The 16,589-nt window shown below is 69.6% G+C and carries 19 protein-coding genes; 7 read left to right on the forward strand and 12 right to left on the reverse strand.

From position 1 onward, the window contains the following. Positions 1-2: 2 nt before the first annotated feature. The 4 genes from DY218_RS05680 to DY218_RS05695 are packed head-to-tail and all read right to left on the reverse strand — an operon-like array spanning position 3 to position 3,006. Entirely contained in the window at positions 3-1,325 is a 1,323-nt protein-coding gene (locus DY218_RS05680; protein ID WP_128554791.1) for an NADH-quinone oxidoreductase subunit D, read from the reverse strand. Further along, complete coding sequence (locus DY218_RS05685) at positions 1,322-2,080, reverse strand: NADH-quinone oxidoreductase subunit C (protein WP_128554792.1); 759 nt, start codon at positions 2,078-2,080, stop codon at positions 1,322-1,324. The genes DY218_RS05680 and DY218_RS05685 overlap by 4 nt, the downstream gene beginning before the upstream one ends. Then, positions 2,077-2,631, reverse strand: a complete 555-nt coding sequence (locus tag DY218_RS05690) for a NuoB/complex I 20 kDa subunit family protein (RefSeq protein WP_128554793.1) — start codon at positions 2,629-2,631, stop codon at positions 2,077-2,079. Before DY218_RS05690 ends, DY218_RS05685 begins: the two co-directional genes overlap by 4 nt. Positions 2,632-2,646: 15 nt before the next feature. Beyond that, positions 2,647-3,006, reverse strand: coding sequence for an NADH-quinone oxidoreductase subunit A (locus DY218_RS05695; protein WP_128554794.1), 360 nt, complete (start codon positions 3,004-3,006; stop codon positions 2,647-2,649). A gap of 889 nt (positions 3,007-3,895) precedes the next feature. Here DY218_RS05695 and DY218_RS05700 point away from each other — a divergent pair. After that, the gene (locus DY218_RS05700; protein WP_128554795.1) at positions 3,896-4,711 is read left to right on the forward strand and encodes a C40 family peptidase; all 816 of its coding nucleotides are present in this window, start codon (positions 3,896-3,898) and stop codon (positions 4,709-4,711) included. A gap of 92 nt (positions 4,712-4,803) precedes the next feature. On the opposite strand, the gene DY218_RS05705 is transcribed toward DY218_RS05700, so the two are convergent. The 3 genes from DY218_RS05705 to DY218_RS05715 are packed head-to-tail and all read right to left on the reverse strand — an operon-like array spanning position 4,804 to position 6,037. Continuing rightward, positions 4,804-5,220 (reverse strand): hypothetical protein, encoded by a 417-nt coding sequence (locus tag DY218_RS05705; protein WP_128554796.1) that lies wholly within the window; start codon positions 5,218-5,220, stop codon positions 4,804-4,806. Between the two features lie 56 nt (positions 5,221-5,276). Beyond that, positions 5,277-5,528, reverse strand: a complete 252-nt coding sequence (locus DY218_RS05710; protein ID WP_128554797.1) for a hypothetical protein — start codon at positions 5,526-5,528, stop codon at positions 5,277-5,279. A 59-nt stretch (positions 5,529-5,587) separates the two neighbouring features. Beyond that, a complete protein-coding gene (locus tag DY218_RS05715; RefSeq protein ID WP_128554798.1) occupies positions 5,588-6,037 on the reverse strand; it encodes an ATP-binding protein in 450 nt (149 codons plus the stop codon). 170 nt (positions 6,038-6,207) lie between these two features. On the opposite strand from DY218_RS05715, the gene DY218_RS05720 reads away from it, so the two are divergent. The 5 genes from DY218_RS05720 (at position 6,208) to DY218_RS05740 (ending at position 9,081) form a co-directional block, all read left to right on the forward strand. Beyond that, on the forward strand, positions 6,208-7,083 hold the full coding sequence (locus DY218_RS05720; protein ID WP_199566634.1) for a helix-turn-helix domain-containing protein: 876 nt from the start codon (positions 6,208-6,210) through the stop codon (positions 7,081-7,083). After that, on the forward strand, positions 7,080-7,295 hold the full coding sequence (locus DY218_RS05725; RefSeq protein WP_128554799.1) for a DUF397 domain-containing protein: 216 nt from the start codon (positions 7,080-7,082) through the stop codon (positions 7,293-7,295). The genes DY218_RS05720 and DY218_RS05725 overlap by 4 nt, the downstream gene beginning before the upstream one ends. Positions 7,296-7,303: 8 nt before the next feature. After that, positions 7,304-7,651 carry a hypothetical protein gene (locus DY218_RS05730; RefSeq protein WP_128554800.1) on the forward strand — a complete coding sequence of 116 codons (348 nt, stop codon included), beginning with the start codon at positions 7,304-7,306 and terminating at the stop codon, positions 7,649-7,651. 32 nt (positions 7,652-7,683) lie between these two features. Further along, positions 7,684-8,268 (forward strand): GNAT family N-acetyltransferase, encoded by a 585-nt coding sequence (locus tag DY218_RS05735; protein WP_128554801.1) that lies wholly within the window; start codon positions 7,684-7,686, stop codon positions 8,266-8,268. A gap of 243 nt (positions 8,269-8,511) precedes the next feature. Further along, positions 8,512-9,081 carry a maleylpyruvate isomerase N-terminal domain-containing protein gene (locus tag DY218_RS05740; protein WP_128554802.1) on the forward strand — a complete coding sequence of 190 codons (570 nt, stop codon included), beginning with the start codon at positions 8,512-8,514 and terminating at the stop codon, positions 9,079-9,081. A 14-nt stretch (positions 9,082-9,095) separates the two neighbouring features. Here the strand turns inward: DY218_RS05740 and DY218_RS34125 are convergent, their stop codons facing one another. The 4 genes from DY218_RS34125 to DY218_RS05755 form a co-directional block, all read right to left on the reverse strand. After that, positions 9,096-9,239, reverse strand: a complete 144-nt coding sequence (locus DY218_RS34125; RefSeq protein ID WP_158573980.1) for a hypothetical protein — start codon at positions 9,237-9,239, stop codon at positions 9,096-9,098. A gap of 214 nt (positions 9,240-9,453) precedes the next feature. Continuing rightward, positions 9,454-10,920 (reverse strand): polymorphic toxin-type HINT domain-containing protein, encoded by a 1,467-nt coding sequence (locus DY218_RS05745; RefSeq protein WP_128554803.1) that lies wholly within the window; start codon positions 10,918-10,920, stop codon positions 9,454-9,456. 41 nt (positions 10,921-10,961) lie between these two features. Further along, positions 10,962-11,753, reverse strand: a complete 792-nt coding sequence (locus tag DY218_RS05750) for a hypothetical protein (RefSeq protein ID WP_158573982.1) — start codon at positions 11,751-11,753, stop codon at positions 10,962-10,964. 289 nt (positions 11,754-12,042) lie between these two features. Next, the gene (locus DY218_RS05755; protein ID WP_128554805.1) at positions 12,043-13,326 is read right to left on the reverse strand and encodes a geranylgeranyl reductase family protein; all 1,284 of its coding nucleotides are present in this window, start codon (positions 13,324-13,326) and stop codon (positions 12,043-12,045) included. A 100-nt stretch (positions 13,327-13,426) separates the two neighbouring features. On the opposite strand from DY218_RS05755, the gene DY218_RS05760 reads away from it, so the two are divergent. Then, on the forward strand, positions 13,427-13,942 hold the full coding sequence (locus DY218_RS05760; RefSeq protein WP_128554806.1) for a GNAT family N-acetyltransferase: 516 nt from the start codon (positions 13,427-13,429) through the stop codon (positions 13,940-13,942). 24 nt (positions 13,943-13,966) lie between these two features. On the opposite strand, the gene DY218_RS05765 is transcribed toward DY218_RS05760, so the two are convergent. Further along, positions 13,967-16,579, reverse strand: a complete 2,613-nt coding sequence (locus DY218_RS05765; protein ID WP_128554807.1) for a zinc ribbon domain-containing protein — start codon at positions 16,577-16,579, stop codon at positions 13,967-13,969. Between the last annotated feature and the right edge of the window lie 10 nt (positions 16,580-16,589).

Consider the following 16,589-nt stretch of genomic DNA (forward strand, 5'->3'; position numbering starts at 1 on the left):
CGTCACCGGTCGACGCCTCCCATCACGGGGTCGATGGATGCGACGGCGACGATGACGTCGGCGACCTGGCCGCCCTCGCACATCGCCGCCATGGCCTGCAGGTTGGTGAAGGAGGGGTCGCGGAAGTGCACCCGGTAGGGCCGGGTGCCGCCGTCCGAGGCGACGTGCACGCCGAGCTCGCCCTTGGGCGATTCGACGGCGACGTACGCCTGTCCCGGCGGGACCCGGAAGCCCTCGGTCACCAGCTTGAAGTGGTGGATCAGGGCCTCCATCGAGGTGCCCATGATGTTCTTGATGTGGTCGAGCGAATTGCCCAGACCGTCGGGGCCGAGGGCCAGTTGGGCCGGCCAGGCGATCTTCTTGTCGCCGACCATGACCGGGCCCGGCTCCAGCCGGTCGAGGCACTGCTCGATGATGTGCAGCGACTGGCGCATCTCCTCCAGGCGGATCAGGAACCGCCCGTAGGAGTCGCAGGTCTCGGCGGTCGGCACCTCGAAGTCGTACGTCTCGTAGCCGCAGTACGGGTCGGACTTGCGCAGGTCGTGCGGGAGGCCGGTGGACCGGAGCACGGGGCCCGTCGCGCCGAGCGCCATGCAGCCGGCCAGGTCCAGATAGCCGACGTCCTGCATGCGGCCCTTGAAGATGGGGTTGCCGGTGGCGAGCTTGTCGTAGTCGTCGAGGTTCTTCCGCATGGTCTTCAGGAACTCGCGGACCTTGTCCACGGTCCCGGGCGGCAGGTCCTGGGCGAGTCCGCCGGGCCGGATGTACGCGTGGTTCATCCGCAGGCCGGTGATCAACTCGAAGAGGTCCAGGACGAGTTCGCGGTCCCGGAAGCCGTAGATCATGATCGTGGTGGCGCCGAGCTCCATGCCGCCGGTGGCCAGGCACACCAGGTGCGAGGAGAGCCTGTTCAGCTCCATGAGCAGGACCCGGATGATCGTCGCGCGGTCCGGGATCTCGTCCTCGATGCCGAGCAGCCGCTCGACGGCGAGGCAGTACGCCGTCTCGTTGAAGAACGGCGTCAGGTAATCCATGCGCGTGACGAAGGTGGTGCCCTGCGTCCAGGTCCGGTACTCGAGGTTCTTCTCGATGCCGGTGTGCAGATAGCCGATGCCGCAGCGGGCCTCGGTCACCGTCTCGCCGTCGATCTCCAGGATCAGCCGGAGCACCCCGTGCGTGGACGGGTGCTGGGGGCCCATGTTGACGATGATGCGCTCGTCGTCGGACTTGACCGCGTTCTCGACGACCTCGTCCCAGTCGCCGCCGGTGACGGTGTAGACGGTGCCCTCGGTGGTCGCCCTCGGGGTTGCGTGGGGTGTGGTCACGAGTACGACCTCCGCTGGTCAGGAGCCGGGATCTGGGCGCCCTTGTACTCGACGGCGATGCCGCCGAGGGGGTAGTCCTTGCGCTGCGGGAAGCCCTGCCAGTCGTCCGGCATCATGATCCGGGTCAGCGCCGGGTGCCCGTCGAAGATCAGCCCGAAGAAGTCGTAGGTCTCGCGCTCGTGCCAGTCGTTGGTCGGATAGACCTCGACGAGCGAGGGCACGTGCGGATCGCTGTCCGGTGCGGAGACCTCGAGCCGGATCAGCCGGGTGTGGGTGATCGAGCGCAGGTGGTAGACGGCGTGCAGCTCGCGGCCCTTGTCGTTCGGGTAGTGCACTCCGCTGACCCCGGTGCACAGCTCGAAGCGCAGCGCCGGGTCGTCGCGCAGGGTCTTCGCCACCCGCACCAGGTGCTCGCGCGCGATGTGGAAGGTGAGCTCGTCGCGGTCGACGATCGTCTTCTCGATGGCGTTCTCGGGGAGCAGGTCCTGCTCCTCGAGGGCGCCCTCCAGCTCGTCGGCCACCTCGTCGAACCAGCCGCCGTACGGGCGGTTGGCCGGCCCCGGCAGGCGTACGGAGCGGACCAGGCCGCCGTAGCCGGAGGTGTCGCCGCCGTTGTTGGCGCCGAACATTCCGCGCTGGACGCGGATCTCCTCGCCCTGGTCGCCGCGCTGGCCCGGGAGGTTGTCCGCGCCGAGGTCCTTCTCCGGGTTCACGCCGTCGTTCGCGCCGTCGTTCGCGCCGTTCTTGTCGGTCATCGCAGCAGCCCCTTCATCTCGATGGTGGGGAGTGCCTTGAGGGCCGCCTCCTCCGCCTCGCGGGCCGCTTCCTCGGCATTCACGCCGAGCTTCGAGGTCTGGATCTTCTGGTGCAGCTTGAGAATCGCGTCCATCAGCATTTCCGGCCGCGGCGGACAACCGGGCAAATAGATGTCGACCGGGATGACATGGTCGACGCCCTGCACAATCGCGTAATTGTTGAACATGCCGCCGGAAGACGCACAAACCCCCATGGAAATGACCCACTTGGGATTCGGCATCTGGTCATAGACCTGCCGGAGCACGGGCGCCATCTTCTGGCTGACCCGGCCGGCCACGATCATCAGGTCGGCCTGGCGCGGCGATCCACGGAAGACCTCCATACCGAAGCGGGCGAGGTCGTACCGCCCGGCTCCGGTCGTCATCATCTCGATCGCACAGCAGGCGAGGCCGAACGTGGCAGGAAAGACGGACGACTTGCGCACCCATCCCGCGGCCTGCTCGACGGTCGTCAGCAGAAACCCGCTCGGCAGTTTCTCTTCAAGTCCCATGGGTGAATCAGCCCCTCAGTCCCAGTCCAGGCCGCCGCGCCGCCACACATAGGCGTACGCGACGAAGACGGTGAGCACGAAGAGCAGCATCTCCACGAGCCCGAAAACCCCGAGCGCGTCAAAGGTGACGGCCCAGGGATAGAGGAAGACGATCTCGATATCGAAAATGATGAAGAGCATCGCCGTCAGGTAGTACTTGATGGGGAATCGCCCACCGCCGGCCGGAGTCGGCGTGGGCTCGATACCGCATTCATAGGCTTCGAGCTTCGCCCGGTTGTACCGCTTTGGACCGACAAGCGTGGCCATGACCACGGAGAAGATCGCAAAGGCGGCGCCCAGGGCTCCCAGTACGAGGATGGGCGCATACGCGTTCACCGCTCCTCGCTCCTCTCAGTCGACACTGACTGCTTCGGCGGACGGACCTGCGGGCTTTCCCCCGCCCCACGAAGATCGCATCGAAGATCGCATCCATGTGAGGCAGTTCACAAGCCCAACTGCCCCGCATCCTATGCCTGCCGGTCTGTGATCTGCGACACGGGGTACGACAACGACTTTGTGATCTCCACCACCTGACGAAGGATCATGAAGCCGGATGAGCGGTGATCTTCGTACGCGAAGCTCCGAAGTGATCACCAGTAGTGACATCCGGGTGCGTTACCGCTGGTCGGAGCGGCGCCGCCCTATCAAGTAAGGGGAGCCTTACGCAAATTGGCGCTGGACATCGGCGCTTGATAGAGGGCCGCGCTCACTCATGAGAGGGAGCGGGCGGGGCAGGGGTGGACGGCAGCGGACGGCGACGGGCGACGGATGCGCCGGGGAACGGAGAGGAGCCGGGCCGACAGCGCGCGCCGCGCCCCACCGGTCCGACGGTTCGTCACCTATGAATGCACTGCGTCCGGTTTGCCACCCCGGACACCCGGGCACGCGACCGGCAGGGCGACCCCGGGGCGTTCGCAGGGAGATGCCGGATCCCTAATGTCCGTTCCACAGGCGGCCGTTCCGTGACCCGCGCGTGACCTATGCCACGCCCTCACCGGTGAACGGACCGAGGGCTTGGCCATCGACTCGGGTCGGTGGTAAGCGGTGGGCAAATAGGGCGTAACGCGGAAAACCCGTGATCATGGCCTTGATCAGCGGTGTCCAAATTGCCCGTTACGGCGTCAATAAAGGCCGACACGCCCGGGATTCGGCCGGGAATTCAGCAACTGTGGCGCAGCACACGTTTCTTGAAGGGAACCCGCGCGCCCTGATAGCGGTTGTTCCCATGTCCCACACCGCTCACATACCCAGCCACCGGAAGCCCCGCCGCAGCGCCTCCAAGGTGGCCCTGCGCGCCGGAGTTGCCGGTGGCGTCCTCAGCACCCTCGCAGTGGCCGGTGCATCCGGTTCGGCGAACGCGGCCGAGCCGGTGACCGAGACCGTCGAAATGCCCACGCTCACCACCGAGCTGGCCACCAAGATGGCCGCCACCGCCGACGCCACCCAGCAGGTGGCGGACTCCATCCAGCTGCAGGCCGACCAGGACGCCGCAGCCGAGAAGGCCGCCAAGGAAGCCAAGAAGGCCAAGGCCGAGGCCGAGCGCAAGGCGGAGGCCAAGAAGAAGGCCGCCGCCGAGCGCGCCGAGAAGGCCCGCGAGGCCCGCGCCGAGCGCTCCGCCGACCGCGCGACCCTCAGCACCCAGAGCACCTCCGGCTCGTCCGCCCAGGCCTCCGCCTCCACCCCGAGCGGCAGCGTCGGCGCCGTCGTCGGCTTCATGAAGGCGCAGCTCGGCGACGCCTACGTGATGGGCGCCTCGGGCCCCGACGCGTGGGACTGCTCCAGCCTGGTGCAGGCCGCGTACAAGCAGGCCGGCATCGACCTGCCGCGCGTCTCGCAGGACCAGTCGACCGTCGGCACCGAGGTCGGCACGTCCAACCTCCAGGTCGGCGACATCCTGTACTGGGGCGGCAAGGGCTCCGCGTACCACACCGGTGTGTACATCGGTGACGGCCAGTACCTGGACGCCGCGAACCCGAGCAAGGGCGTCGTCATCCAGGACCTGTCCGGCTACCCGGCCTCCGGCGCGGTCCGCGTCCTGTGACCGGCTTCCGCGTCCGCTGACGCGAACGGCCGTACGGCATCACCGAGGGCCCGGGGACCTACCTGATCAGGTCCCCGGGCCCCGATGCGTTCTCACGGCGTCCGTGGGCCGGCCTGCGGGTCGACGAGTACGCCGCGCAGCCGCCGCGGGCCGAAGACCGCACCCGCGGCGAGTACGGCGGCCGGCGCCAGGATCAGCGCCATGCCCGCCGCCCAAGTCGTCCTGCGGCGGTCGCACTTGGACTCGACGCGGTCCTGCACGATCCAGTGCGGCTCGCCCCGGTCAGGCTTCGGCAGCTCACCGCCGGTGACGTCGAAGCTGTACGAGCGCGAGCCGCCGTCCTCACTGATCTTCCGGCTCGACCATCCCGCGTCCGCCACGGAGCTGCAGCTGACCTCCGCGTCGTTGCCGTAGAAGGTGAGCGTCGGCGACATCAGGAAGAGACACAACGCCCAGATCGCCAACAAACCCGCCAGTACGCCGCATACAACCCGTCCCCGTTTCGTCATGCCGGGACGCTATCGCCCGTCGGCGACGGCCGGGTCGAGCTTCTGTCACGGGTCGGTCAGGGGCCTGCGGGCGGATGCGAGTCCGGGTCCGGGTGCCAGGCGCGGCTGCAGGCCTTGCACTCCAGCATCCCGTTGAGCCGGTTGTCGGACACGATCGTCCGGGTCCTGCCGCTGCCGCACCCGGGGCACCGGCCCCGCGCCCGATTCCACCGCTCGAGGCCGGCGGGCCGCCAGGAGTCGAGACGCGCGAGCAACCACACGACTCCGGCCACCACGACCAGACACACCACGCCTACGAACACTGCCACGCTTCCCTCACCCTCGGCCTCGGCCCGACCGGGTCACCGGCCGTCTGAGGCCGCCCACGCTACGTTCCGCCGCCGTACGAAGGCCCGGCGAGGTCCAGTTCGGCCCATGCGGTCTTCAGGGGCGCGGGGCCCGCGGTCACGCCCCAGCGGTCGGCGAGGGCCTCGACGAGGACCAGTCCGCGCCCCGACTCGGCGTCCGGCGCCGGGGCCCGGGGCGGCGCGGGAACGCGTTCGTGCCGTGCGTCGGCGACCTCGATACGGAGGGTCGCGGGGCCGGCCCGCAGCACCAGCCGGAAGTCCCGGCCTCGGACGCGCCCGTGGGTGGCGGCATTGGCGGCGAGCTCGGCCACGATCTGCCGCGCGGGGTCCAAGGGCCAGCCCCAGGCGCGGAGTTGCTCGCCCGCGAGCAGCCGCGCGAGGCGGGCGCCGCGTGGGGTGGAGGACAGCTGTACGTAGAAGTGCAAGCGCCCGAGCGACGGGTCGGGGAGTTCGGCGGTTTCCGGATTCACGGGCTCAGCCTGATCCGCCCCGCCTACGCTCCACAGTGACACTCCGCTTGCGTACGGTGACTGTCCGGGCTCTGTCCAGGCCTGTACAGGCTGTCCAACCAGCCGCCCGGGTAAGGACGTCGGCGGTGCACGGCGGGGAGTTCGGCGCGGCGGCGGAAGGTACGGGCGGGATGGACAAGCGCGTTGATGTGGTGGAAGTACGGGACGAGCCCGAGGAGCCGGGCTGGGAGGTGGACCCCGAGGACGAACAGGGCGTGGCCCTGGTCACCTTCGTAGGACGCCAGTTGCGTGCGCGGCGCGAGGCGTCCGGGCTACGGGCCGCGGAGTTCGCCACGGCGATGGGCTACGGCGAGGGCCTCGTCTACAAGGTCGAGTCGGGCAAGCGGATCCCGCGCCCGGAGTACCTGGAGAAGGCGGACGAGGTCCTGGGAGCGGGCGGCGCGGTGGCGGCGATGAAGGACGACGTCGCGGAGGCGCGGTATCCGAAGAAGGTGCGGGATCTGGCGGACATGGAGGCGCGGGCCGTTGAGATCGGTGCGTACGTGGCGCACGGTCTGCACGGACTGCTCCAGACCGAGGGGCATGCCCGCGCGCTGTTCGAGGCGCGGCGGCCGGCCTACGCGCAGGGCGAGGTGGAGCGCATGACCGCGGCCCGGACGGCACGGCAGTCGATCTTCGACCGACTCCCGGGACCGACTCTGAGCTTCGTCCAGGAGGAGTCCGCTCTACGTCGCCCCATCGGGGGCACAATGGAGTGGCGGCAACAGCTCGAACGTCTCGTGCAGATCGGGCAGTTGCGCAACGTCACGCTCCAGGTGATGCCTACGTACCGCGAGGCTCATCCGGGGATGGACGGGAAGATCGAGCTGCTGAAGTTCCAGGACGGCACGGCGGTTGGACGTTCCGAGGGAGCCTTCAACGGCCGCCCCGTGACAGATCCCAAGCAGCTGCGGATCCTTGAGATGCGGTATGGCATCATCCGGGCCGAGGCACTCGCCCCAGGGGAGACACTGGCCTTCATCGAGCAACTGCTGGGAGAAACATGATTCGCGAGACCTCCGCCGGGGACTCTTCCGAACTGTCCTGGGCAAAGAGCAGCTACAGCAGCGACGGGAACGAGGGCGACTGCGTCGAGGTCGCCCGCACCCCGGACACGGTCCACATCCGCGACTCCAAGAACGCCGTGGGCCCCCACCTCACCGTGACCCCCACGACCTGGTCGGCCTTCATCACCCACGCCCACACCCACGAAGGCTGAACCCCACGATGTTCGGTACGAGCAAAGCCGCCCCGTCCCTGACCGTACTGCGGGACGTGGACGAGATGGCGGCGGCGATCCAACAGGCCCTGGCCGACGCCTCCCCCGAGGACCGCCCGGGGCTCAAGCGAGCCGCGGAACTGCTCGCCGCAGAACAACAGTTGACCGAGGCCGAGGTCCGCACGCGGTGGGTGCGCCGCACCCTCTCCGAGGCCGGCGTCGACCCCGAGGCCGACCACGTCGCCGCGGTGAAGGCCCTCCGCCAGGCCACCCCGAACGGCCTCCGCCTCCTCGACGCCCACACCCTCGTCAAGGAAGCGGCCGCCGCCGTATCACCGCATTCGCCCCGCCCTTGACGTAAGCACCAGGCGTAGCTCGAACATGGGGCATGATCCGCGATCTGTCGATGCCGCCAGTCATTCCCTCGGGTCGCATCGGCGACTCCCCCCAGCCTGTGGTGCCCGCCGCCGACGGGCTGTTCCTGCGTCCGTGGGAGGCGGCCGACGCACCGGTCTTCCTCGCGGCGTACCAGGACGACGCCATCCGTCGCTGGCACACACGCCGTCCGTCGAACGAGGCCCGCGTCCTGGAGTGGTTCAGTGCCTACCGCCGGGACTGGGCGGCCGAGCGGGGCGGCCATTGGGCCGTCGTCGCCGGAGACGGTGCGGTCCTCGGCCGGACAGCACTGCGCGGCTGGGACTTCGGCGACGGCGCTGCCGAGCTCGCCTACTGGGTACTTCCCGCGGCCCGCGGCGCGGGGGTGGCGACCCGCGCTGTCGAGGCGCTCACGGTCTGGGCCATGGAAGAGATCGGCTTCCACCGCCTGCACCTGGACCACTCGACGCTCAACTCCGCGTCCTGCAGGGTGGCCACCAAATCCGGCTACCTGCTGGAAGGCACCAAGCGCAGCGCCGCGGTGCACGACGACGGCCGGCACGACATGCACCTGCACGCGCGCACCCGCGAGTCCTGAGTCCGCCGCGTCACTGCCGGCGCGGACGCCCTCCGGCGCCCGGTGGCGATCTCGGTCCTGTCCGACGACACGGCCTTCGCTGAGGACCAGGCGATCGCCGACGGCCGCGCGGCGGACGAGACTGGGCGGCGATCGCCGAGCAGCAGCCGCGCTGAACGCCACCTGGCCGTACGGTCGTTGCCGTACGCAGGACGCCGCTGACCCACGCCCCACCGCCGCACCCTGGACCGCGAGGAACTCCGTATGGATCATCAGGACGTCGACGCCGCCGTGGCCGAGATGCTGCGCGCGCTCGGCCCGCACACCGCCGCGGACTGGACCGTACCGGCGGGGCCGCTCGAATGGACCTGCTGGGAGACGGCGGCGCACATCGCCCACGATCTCCTCGCCTACGCAGGGCAGTTGGCGGCGCGGCCCACCGACGCCTACCTCCCCATCGACCTGAACGTCCGCCCCACCGCCTCGCCCGCCGAACTCCTCCAGGCCGTCGCCGCCTGCGGCGGACTGCTCAGCAGCGCCCTGTCCACGGCCGACCCGACCCTGCGGGCCTGGCACTGGGGCCCGTGCGACCCCGAAGGCTTCGCGGCGATGGGCGTCGCCGAAACCCTCCTCCACACCCACGACATCGCCCAAGGCCTCTCCATCGACTGGCTACCGCCGGCCGGTCCGAGCGCATCCGTACTCACCCGCCTCTTCCCCACCGCCCCGCCCGGGGACCGCACCCAGGTCCTCCTCTGGTCCACCGGCCGCGGCGACCTCGACGGCCACCCCCGCCAAACGTCATGGACGTGGCAGGCCGCCCGCCCAGCCTGACCGAGCCAACCCGCTCAGTCGCCCTCGAGGTGCAACTCCAGCGAAGACTCCTCGACGCACCGCTGGGCGAGCGCTCGCACCGCCGCCAAGACGGACCGCTCGGCCTCCGCCACGCCGGCGCCGACCACGACGTCGATGTCAGCAAGCAGCTCGGGCATGTCCTGCGAGGTAAGGATCAAGTCGCCATACGGATCAACCCGATTCAACATGGGGAGATCGCATGCGCGGCAGATCCCAGCAAACACATCCGCCCCGTCCAGTACGGCATCCTCCTGCACGAGCCGCCGCCGCCTGGGACTCGACCCCGGATTACTCACCCGCTTCAGGACAACATCGACACCCAAAACTTTCCTCCCAGGGTAGTTCGTTCTGTCATGGCCCATCCGACGGGAAGGCTGTGATCACCTTGCCGTCTCGCACCACGACCCTGATATGAAACTGTGGGTCACCACCGGCTTTCCTTCCGATAGGCGTCGAGAATTTGTGATGATAGGCCCCGTCCGAAGTCCGGCCATCAAGCGCCCGGTTGATCATTTTCTGGATCTTCGCCTTGCTGGTCGTCTTGAATTTACTCTTGCCGGGGTACTTCTTCCGATTCACGTGCCGGTCCCAGACATGGTCCCAACGTCCCTTTGATATCGGCACCGCACAATTGCTGTTGTGAACGAGTACCGGCGCGGCACCGGCCAGCACATAGTACGTATGGATACCGGCGATGGTGAGGTCGTGGGTTGTCTGGCGTTGGGTGTAGCGGGATATCGACGTGACCGGGCGGGAGTCGCCGTCGGCCGTGCGGAGTTGGTCGCCGGGGGTGAGGGTGCCCGCGTCGGCCCAGCGGGTCTGGGTCGGGAGCCAGAACGGGTGGGTGTTGGTGGTGGTGAGGGTTTCGAGTCCCGGACTGCCGCCGCCCACGCCCGTGCCGACCGTGAGGCGGGTGAAGTGTTTGTCCTCGTGGGTGGTGATGGTGCGGGTGACCGGGCGGGCGGCCGTCCGGCCCGTGGTCGGGTCCGTGGCGAGGACCTTGTCGCCGGCGGCGATCGATTCGATGGGAATGCGGCGGCCGTCGGCCATCAGGACTGAAGTGCCGGGCAGGAAGGAGTGTTTGGGTTTGCAGGCCGTGCGCTTCTTCTTGGCCGCGGCCGCCTTCTTCTTCAGAGCCGCGGTCTTTTTCTTGAGTTTGGCTACGGTCTTCGACTGCTTGTAGAGGGAGGTGAGGCCCTTGGCTATCTTGGTGCCGTTCTTGATGATCTTCTTGCCGGTCTCGATGCCCTTCTTCGGGTTGAAGAGGTATTTCTTGACCAGTTTGAGGGGCATGCCGCCGGCCGCCATGAGGAGCGCGTTGATCACCGTCTCCGTGCAGGCCGAACCGTCGCCCTCCGTGATGCATTTGAGGGCGTCCGTGATGCCGGTCTCGTCTCCGGCGATCTTGATGAGTTCCTCGGCGGCCTTCTTCAGGTCCTTCTTCGTGACGTCGTACTTCTTGAGGGCCTTGTCGAGTTCCGATTTGGACTTGTTGTACTCCTTCTCGGCGGCCGAGAGATTCTCGTTGCCGCCGTCGCCGTTGCCACCGCCGCCACCGTCGTCCGCCGGTTTGATGTCCGCCTTCGCGGGGTTGCTGCCGTCGCCCTTGGACGTGCCGTCGCCGTCGGCCCGGGCCGGCCCGTCGCCGCCCCCGCAACCGTCGCCGCCCGTGATCTCGCAGACCTTGGTCGAGACCGTGTCGGCGATGGTCTCGTTGATCGACGTGCCGAAGAGGGCGACCACGACGAGGGCGACGATGACGAGCAGGCCCGCGTACTCCGTCGTCGACTGGCCGCGGTCCAGGTGCTTCAGGCCCAACTGGCGGGTCAGGGAGAATCTCCGGCGCCTGCGCCGGGCGCTCACGCCGTCGCGCCCGTCAGCTTGGCGATCTGGGCGTCGACCAGGCCCGTCGGGAAGTCCGTCTTCGCAGGGTCGAAGGGGTTGTACGTGAGGAACATTGCGACCGTCGAACCCGAGCGCGCGTAGACGAACTTCATCGGCATCTCCGTGCTCAGGTCCTCGGCCACCTCCTCGCCGTCCGTGAGGTCGCCGACGAGGTCGTACGCGACGGACTGGTCCGCGCCCTGCGGCGCCCGCTCCTTGTCCACCCGCGTGAAGCTCTGGTTGTCCTCGGCCTTCGCCCCCGTCGCCTCGAAGCCGTCGCCGCAGTCCGCCACCGCAACCTCGAGCGCCTCCAGCGCCTTGGCCGCCGCGGCCTCCGACTTGTACGAGGAGAGCGCGACCTGCGAACCGAGGCCCTCCTCGAGCCGCTTCGCCGCCGGGCCCATCACCGCGCGCCGCTCCGTGGCCGAAGCCCCTGCCGGGGCAACCTCGTTCAAGGTGTCGACCAGCGGCTGGCACTCGCTCCCGCTCGCCTTCATGCTGTCCGAGGTCTCCACCTCGTCCGGGCCCGGATTCTCCACCACGTAATCCTTCAACGGGCCCGTGAGATCGGCCTTCGTGACGAACAGCTCCTCCAACTCGGCGGCGGTCAGCGTGCGTTCGGCGTCGTCGGTGGCGGGCGCCGACGGCTCACCGCCGCCCTTGTCCGCGGCGGCCGGCTTCTTCGACGTACCGCCGCCGGACCCGCCGTCCCCACCCGCCCCCTCATCACCCGATCCACAGGCGGCAACGGAGACGCCCAGAACCACCGACGCCACCGCAGCGACAGCCCCACGCCGAACGACCGACAGCTTCATGAAGATCCACCCACCCCATACCGATCACCTCCAGTGCCGCGCTATAGCAAATTTCCGAGACGGGCATATCGCCTATAGTCGCGGCACTTCAAGGCAGTTGACAGATTTAAGCATCTTCGCTCACCGATGCTTTTGCAAATCATGCCACACATGCGGCCGGCCCGGAACGCATCACGCCCCCCGTTCCACCGACCAGGTGCCGGGGAACGAGGGGCGGGTACGCCGTGGAGCGGAGGGAGGATCAGGCCTTCGGCGCCACCTTCGCCAGGCCGTTGATGATGCGGTCCATCGCGTCGCCGCCCGTGGGGTCCGTGAGGTTGGCGAGCATCTTGAGGGTGAAGCGCATCAGCATGGGGTGGGTGAGACCGCGTTCCGTGGCGAGCTTCATGATCTTCGGGTTGCCGATCAGCTTCACGAAGGCGCGGCCCATCGTGTAGTAGCCGCCGTAGGTCTCCTTGAGGACCTTCGGGTAGCTCTGCAGGGCGAGTTCGCGCTGCGACGGGGTCTGGCGGGCGTGCGCCTGGACGATGACGTCCGCGGCGAGCTGCCCGGACTCCATGGCGTACGCGATGCCCTCGCCGTTGAACGGATTGACCAGGCCGCCCGCGTCGCCGACCAGGAGCAGGCCCTTGGTGTAGTGCGGCTGGCGGTTGAAGGCCATCGGCAGGGCGGCGCCGCGGATCGGCGTCGTCATGTTGTCCGGGGTGTAGCCCCAGTCCTCGGGCATCGAGGCGCACCAGGCCTTGAGGACCTCGCGCCAGTCCAACTCCCGGAATGCCTTGGAGGAGTTGAGGATGCCGAGCCCGACGTTCGACGTGCCGTCTCCCATGCCGAAGATCCAGCCGTAGCCGGGCAGCAGCCGGTCCTCGGGGCCGCGGCGGTCCCACAGCTCCAGCCAGGACTCCAGGTAGTCGTCGTCGTGCCGCGGCGAGGTGAAGTACGTGCGCACCGCGACGCCCATCGGGCGGTCCTCGCGGCGGTTGAGGCCCATCGCGAGGGAGAGCCGGGTGGAGTTGCCGTCGGCCGCGACCACGAGCGGGGCGTGGTAGGTGACCGGGGTCTTCTCCTCGCCGAGCTTGGCCTGCACGCCGGTGATGCGGCCGGTGCGGTCGTCGACGATCGGGCCGCTCACATTGCACCGCTCGTAGAGCCGCGCACCGGCCTTCTGGGCCTGCCGGGCGAGCTGCTCGTCGAAGTCGTCGCGCTTGCGGACCAGGCCGTAGTCCGGGTACGAGGCGAGCTCGGGCCAGTCGAGCTGCAGGCGGACGCCGCCGCCGATGATGCGCAGGCCCTTGTTGCGCAGCCAGCCGGCTTCCTCGGAGATGTCGATACCCATGGAGACGAGCTGCTTGGTGGCGCGCGGGGTGAGGCCGTCGCCGCAGACCTTCTCGCGCGGGAAGGCGGTCTTCTCCAGGAGCAGGACGTCCAGGCCGGCCTTCGCGAGGTAGTAGGCGGTCGTGGAACCGGCGGGACCGGCACCGACGACGATCACATCTGCGGTGTGTTCGGTGAGAGGCTCGGTCACGGCGGGTTCTCCCCCGGTCTTGAGAATTCGGTGCCGATCAGCACGGGACCTGTGCAGTCTATGGGGGCGTACTGATCAACGATCCGAAGGGCTGCCCCGGATGACCGAATCGCTTCCCGCATCGCTTCCCGCCGTGACTCTGCGCGTCCCCACCGAGGAGGACGCGTACGCCTGGCACGAGGTCTTCGACGACCCGGATGTCATGGAGTTCCACGGCGGGCCCGCGGAGCTCTCGGTCTACATGGAGCTCACCGCGCGGCAGCGGGCCAGCGACGCGCTGCACGGCTTCTGCCTGTGGACGCTGCTCGACGAGGAGGGCCGGGTGATCGGGTTCACCGGTGCGCAGCACTGGCCGCGGGACTGGGGGCCGGTGGGTGAGATCGAGATCGGGTGGCGGCTCGCGCGGCGGGCGTGGGGGCGCGGGTACGCGACGGCGGCGGCGCGGGAGACGCTGGCCCGGCTGCGTACGGCCGGGGTGCGGGAGGTCGTCGCGATGGTCGACTCGCGCAACGAGCGGTCGGTGGCGGTGACGCGTCGGCTCGGGATGGTGCTCGGTGAGACCTTCCGGACGCCGCAGTCGCAGCGCGAGGGGTACTGCTTCCGGCTCACGCTGTGACGTGGCGGCGGGGGCGGTACGGGCTCAGTCCTCCAGGCGCCAGGTGTCGAGGGCCACGCGGAAGGTTTCCTCCGGGCCGTCCGCCCAGAACTCGTCGTACTCGGTCAGGTAGATGGCGTACTCGGTGCCGTTCTCGGCGACGTAGCCCTGGTCGATGGCGTGCACCGTGCGCCCGGTCTCCTTCTCGGTGAAGGTGTACTCCCACAGGGCGCCGGGGCGGCCCTGGAAGGTGTTCCGTTCCAGCTTGAGCCGGCGGTAGTCGGGCTTCTTGCGGGCCTTCTCCTCGATGGTGCGGAAGTTGTCGTAGCTGGAGACGGGGGTGTTCGGTACGACGCCGATGAGGAACTGCGCGTAGCCGGTGGTGCCGGAGTAGGTGATCTGGCCGCTGTTCTCGCCCGCCCGGCTCCAGGCCTCCGGGACGGCGAAGGAGAAGCCCGCCTGGTCGTGCAGGATGTGGTAGCCGTCGGGGGCCGTGGCGTCGTCGGTCGGTTCGCCGTCGGCGGGTCCGTCGTCGGTGGAGTCGGAGGGTGACGGGTCGTCGTCGGCCGGTTCGGTGGGGTCGTCGGTGCCGGCGGACGGGCCGGGCGATGGGCCGTCGGATGAGGTGGCGGCCGGCTTGTCGTCGCGGCCGGGCGCGGCCTTGTCGCTGCCGTTGTCGGTGAGCAGCAGGGCGCCCGCGGTCAGACCGCCGCCGATGACGAAGGCGGCCAGCAGGGTCACCGTCCACACGAACGCCTTGGACCGGGGCGGCCTGGAGGGCTCGGCGCGCCCCGCACCGAGATGGAAGGTGTTCGGGTCGTACGGATCGGCTGCGAAGAGTCCGCCCGGGTGGGGCTGCTGCCCGGGAGCGGGCGACTGATGTCCGGCGGGTACGGGCACGGGTCCGCCCGTACCCGGGGTGCCACCCTGCGGCGGGGCTCCACCCTGCGGCGGCGCAGCGCCGAAGACGCCCTGACCGGGGGCGCCCGCCACGGGCCCTCCCGCACCGGGGACGTCCGGAGGCGGAGCTTGAGGAGTCGGCCCCGCACTCGGTGCCGGCGGCACCGGCGGCACCGGCGGCGGCACGATTCCGGTCGGGCGTCCCGCCATCTGCAGCAGATACGGGCCGAGGAAGGTCGCCGCCGCGATCCAGAGCAGGCCGAAGAGCAGCGCGTCCGGCACGCTCGTGCCGACGGTCAGCCGGCCGCTCCCGCCGCCCAGGCCGCCCGCCGAACCCGAGGCGTCCAGGGACAGTCCGTCGACGGCGCAGAGCAGCAGGAAGAGTCCGAAGTAGAGCCCGGCGGACAGGAGTTGCTCGCGCCGGTCACGGGAGCGGCGCGCCGTGAGCACGCCCATCAGCACGGCGCAGAACAGGCCGAGCGCCAGGACGCCCACCACGGCCCAGGCGTTGAACTCGTCGCCGAGCGCGCCGAGGTCGAGGGTCTCGGAGTCGTATCCGCCGCCGATGCCGGAGGAGTCGCCGGTGAACTCGGCCTTGATGCCCGCACCCCAGCCGAGCGCGAGGATCATCGCGCCGATGTTGGGCAGGACGAGCAGCGAGAGCAGCAGCCCGTCCTGCTCCATGTCGTCGGCCTGTGCGAGGACGACGAATCCGACCACCGAGCACACCACGACGGCGATCAGGAGGGCCCGTACCGCGGTGCCGGCGGCGGCGAACAGGGCCCGTACGCCGGGACGTTCGACCAGCCAGCGGGTCAGGTCCGCACGGTTCAGGACCCCGACCGCGAGCAGCAGGCCGAGCACCAGTGCCCCGAGCGCGGCGAGCACCGGCGACGAGGACACCTCCACGCCCTGCACCTCGGGCTGTGCGAACAGTCCGAGTACCAGCACCCCGCCCGTCGCCACCACGGCGACCCGCACTGCCGCCTCCAGGCCCGCGGTGCCGGCCGCCGACTCGACGAGCCGGCCGCGCAGCATGCGGACGCCGATGAACAGCGCGGCCGCCCACAGCGCCGTGACGGTGAGCGGTACGACGGACAGGCTGCCGCCGCCGCTGAGTTCGGAGCCGAGCTCGCCGAAGGACGAGCCGTAGCCGCGGCCCCCGCCGCTGACCTCGAAGCCGCCGCCGAGACCTTGCAGGAGCAGCGCGAGCGCGATCCGCAGCCGGTCGGTGAAGCCGACGACGACCTCGTCGTCCTGGCCGTACGACGGGATGGCGAGCGCCAGGGCCGCGACCAGGAGCAGTACGAGCGGCCAGGCGGCGGCCTTCGCGGAGCCGCCCCAGGGCCCGCGCATGGACCGCCCGAAGAAGGCACCGACCGGCGACGGCCCGGCGGGCGGCGGGGCGTATGCAGGTGGTGGCGGGCCCACCGGAGGTGCGGCGAGCGGAGGTGCGGGAGGCGGCGGCGCGGACGGCTTGTCCGGAGCAGGCTCGGGGGTGGCCTCCGGCGCGGCGTCGCCGGGCGGGTCCGACTCTCCCCCGTCCGCGGGCAGTTCGACCCGCTCCCGCCCGCACTTCATGCAGAACCGGGCATCGTCCGGAAACTGGGTACCGCAGGCAGGACAGTACGGAGACAAAGGAGCGCTCCTGGCTAGGGCCGTCGGCCGGGGCCGTGGGGACGGCGGGACGGGACGACAGGACGGGTACCGCACGGCGGGTGGGGAGGAATCCGCCACACGCACGGACACATCCTGCACGGACCGTGGT

Source organism: Streptomyces triticagri, assembly GCF_003429565.1.
Lineage (GTDB): Bacteria > Actinomycetota > Actinomycetes > Streptomycetales > Streptomycetaceae > Streptomyces > Streptomyces triticagri.

Coding starts and splice junctions, on each gene's coding strand:
- DY218_RS05685 (WP_128554792.1), bottom strand. CDS start 2,080: ATGACCGACAAGAACGGCGCGAACGACGGCGCGAACGACGGCGTGAAC.
- DY218_RS05690 (WP_128554793.1), bottom strand. CDS start 2,631: ATGGGACTTGAAGAGAAACTGCCGAGCGGGTTTCTGCTGACGACCGTC.
- DY218_RS05735 (WP_128554801.1), top strand. CDS start 7,684: ATGATCCGCGATCTGTCGATGCCGCCAGTCATTCCCTCGGGTCGCATC.
- DY218_RS05740 (WP_128554802.1), top strand. CDS start 8,512: ATGGATCATCAGGACGTCGACGCCGCCGTGGCCGAGATGCTGCGCGCG.
- DY218_RS05720 (WP_199566634.1), top strand. CDS start 6,208: ATGGACAAGCGCGTTGATGTGGTGGAAGTACGGGACGAGCCCGAGGAG.
- DY218_RS34125 (WP_158573980.1), bottom strand. CDS start 9,239: ATGCCCGAGCTGCTTGCTGACATCGACGTCGTGGTCGGCGCCGGCGTG.
- DY218_RS05725 (WP_128554799.1), top strand. CDS start 7,080: ATGATTCGCGAGACCTCCGCCGGGGACTCTTCCGAACTGTCCTGGGCA.
- DY218_RS05760 (WP_128554806.1), top strand. CDS start 13,427: ATGACCGAATCGCTTCCCGCATCGCTTCCCGCCGTGACTCTGCGCGTC.
- DY218_RS05705 (WP_128554796.1), bottom strand. CDS start 5,220: ATGACGAAACGGGGACGGGTTGTATGCGGCGTACTGGCGGGTTTGTTG.
- DY218_RS05700 (WP_128554795.1), top strand. CDS start 3,896: ATGTCCCACACCGCTCACATACCCAGCCACCGGAAGCCCCGCCGCAGC.
- DY218_RS05730 (WP_128554800.1), top strand. CDS start 7,304: ATGTTCGGTACGAGCAAAGCCGCCCCGTCCCTGACCGTACTGCGGGAC.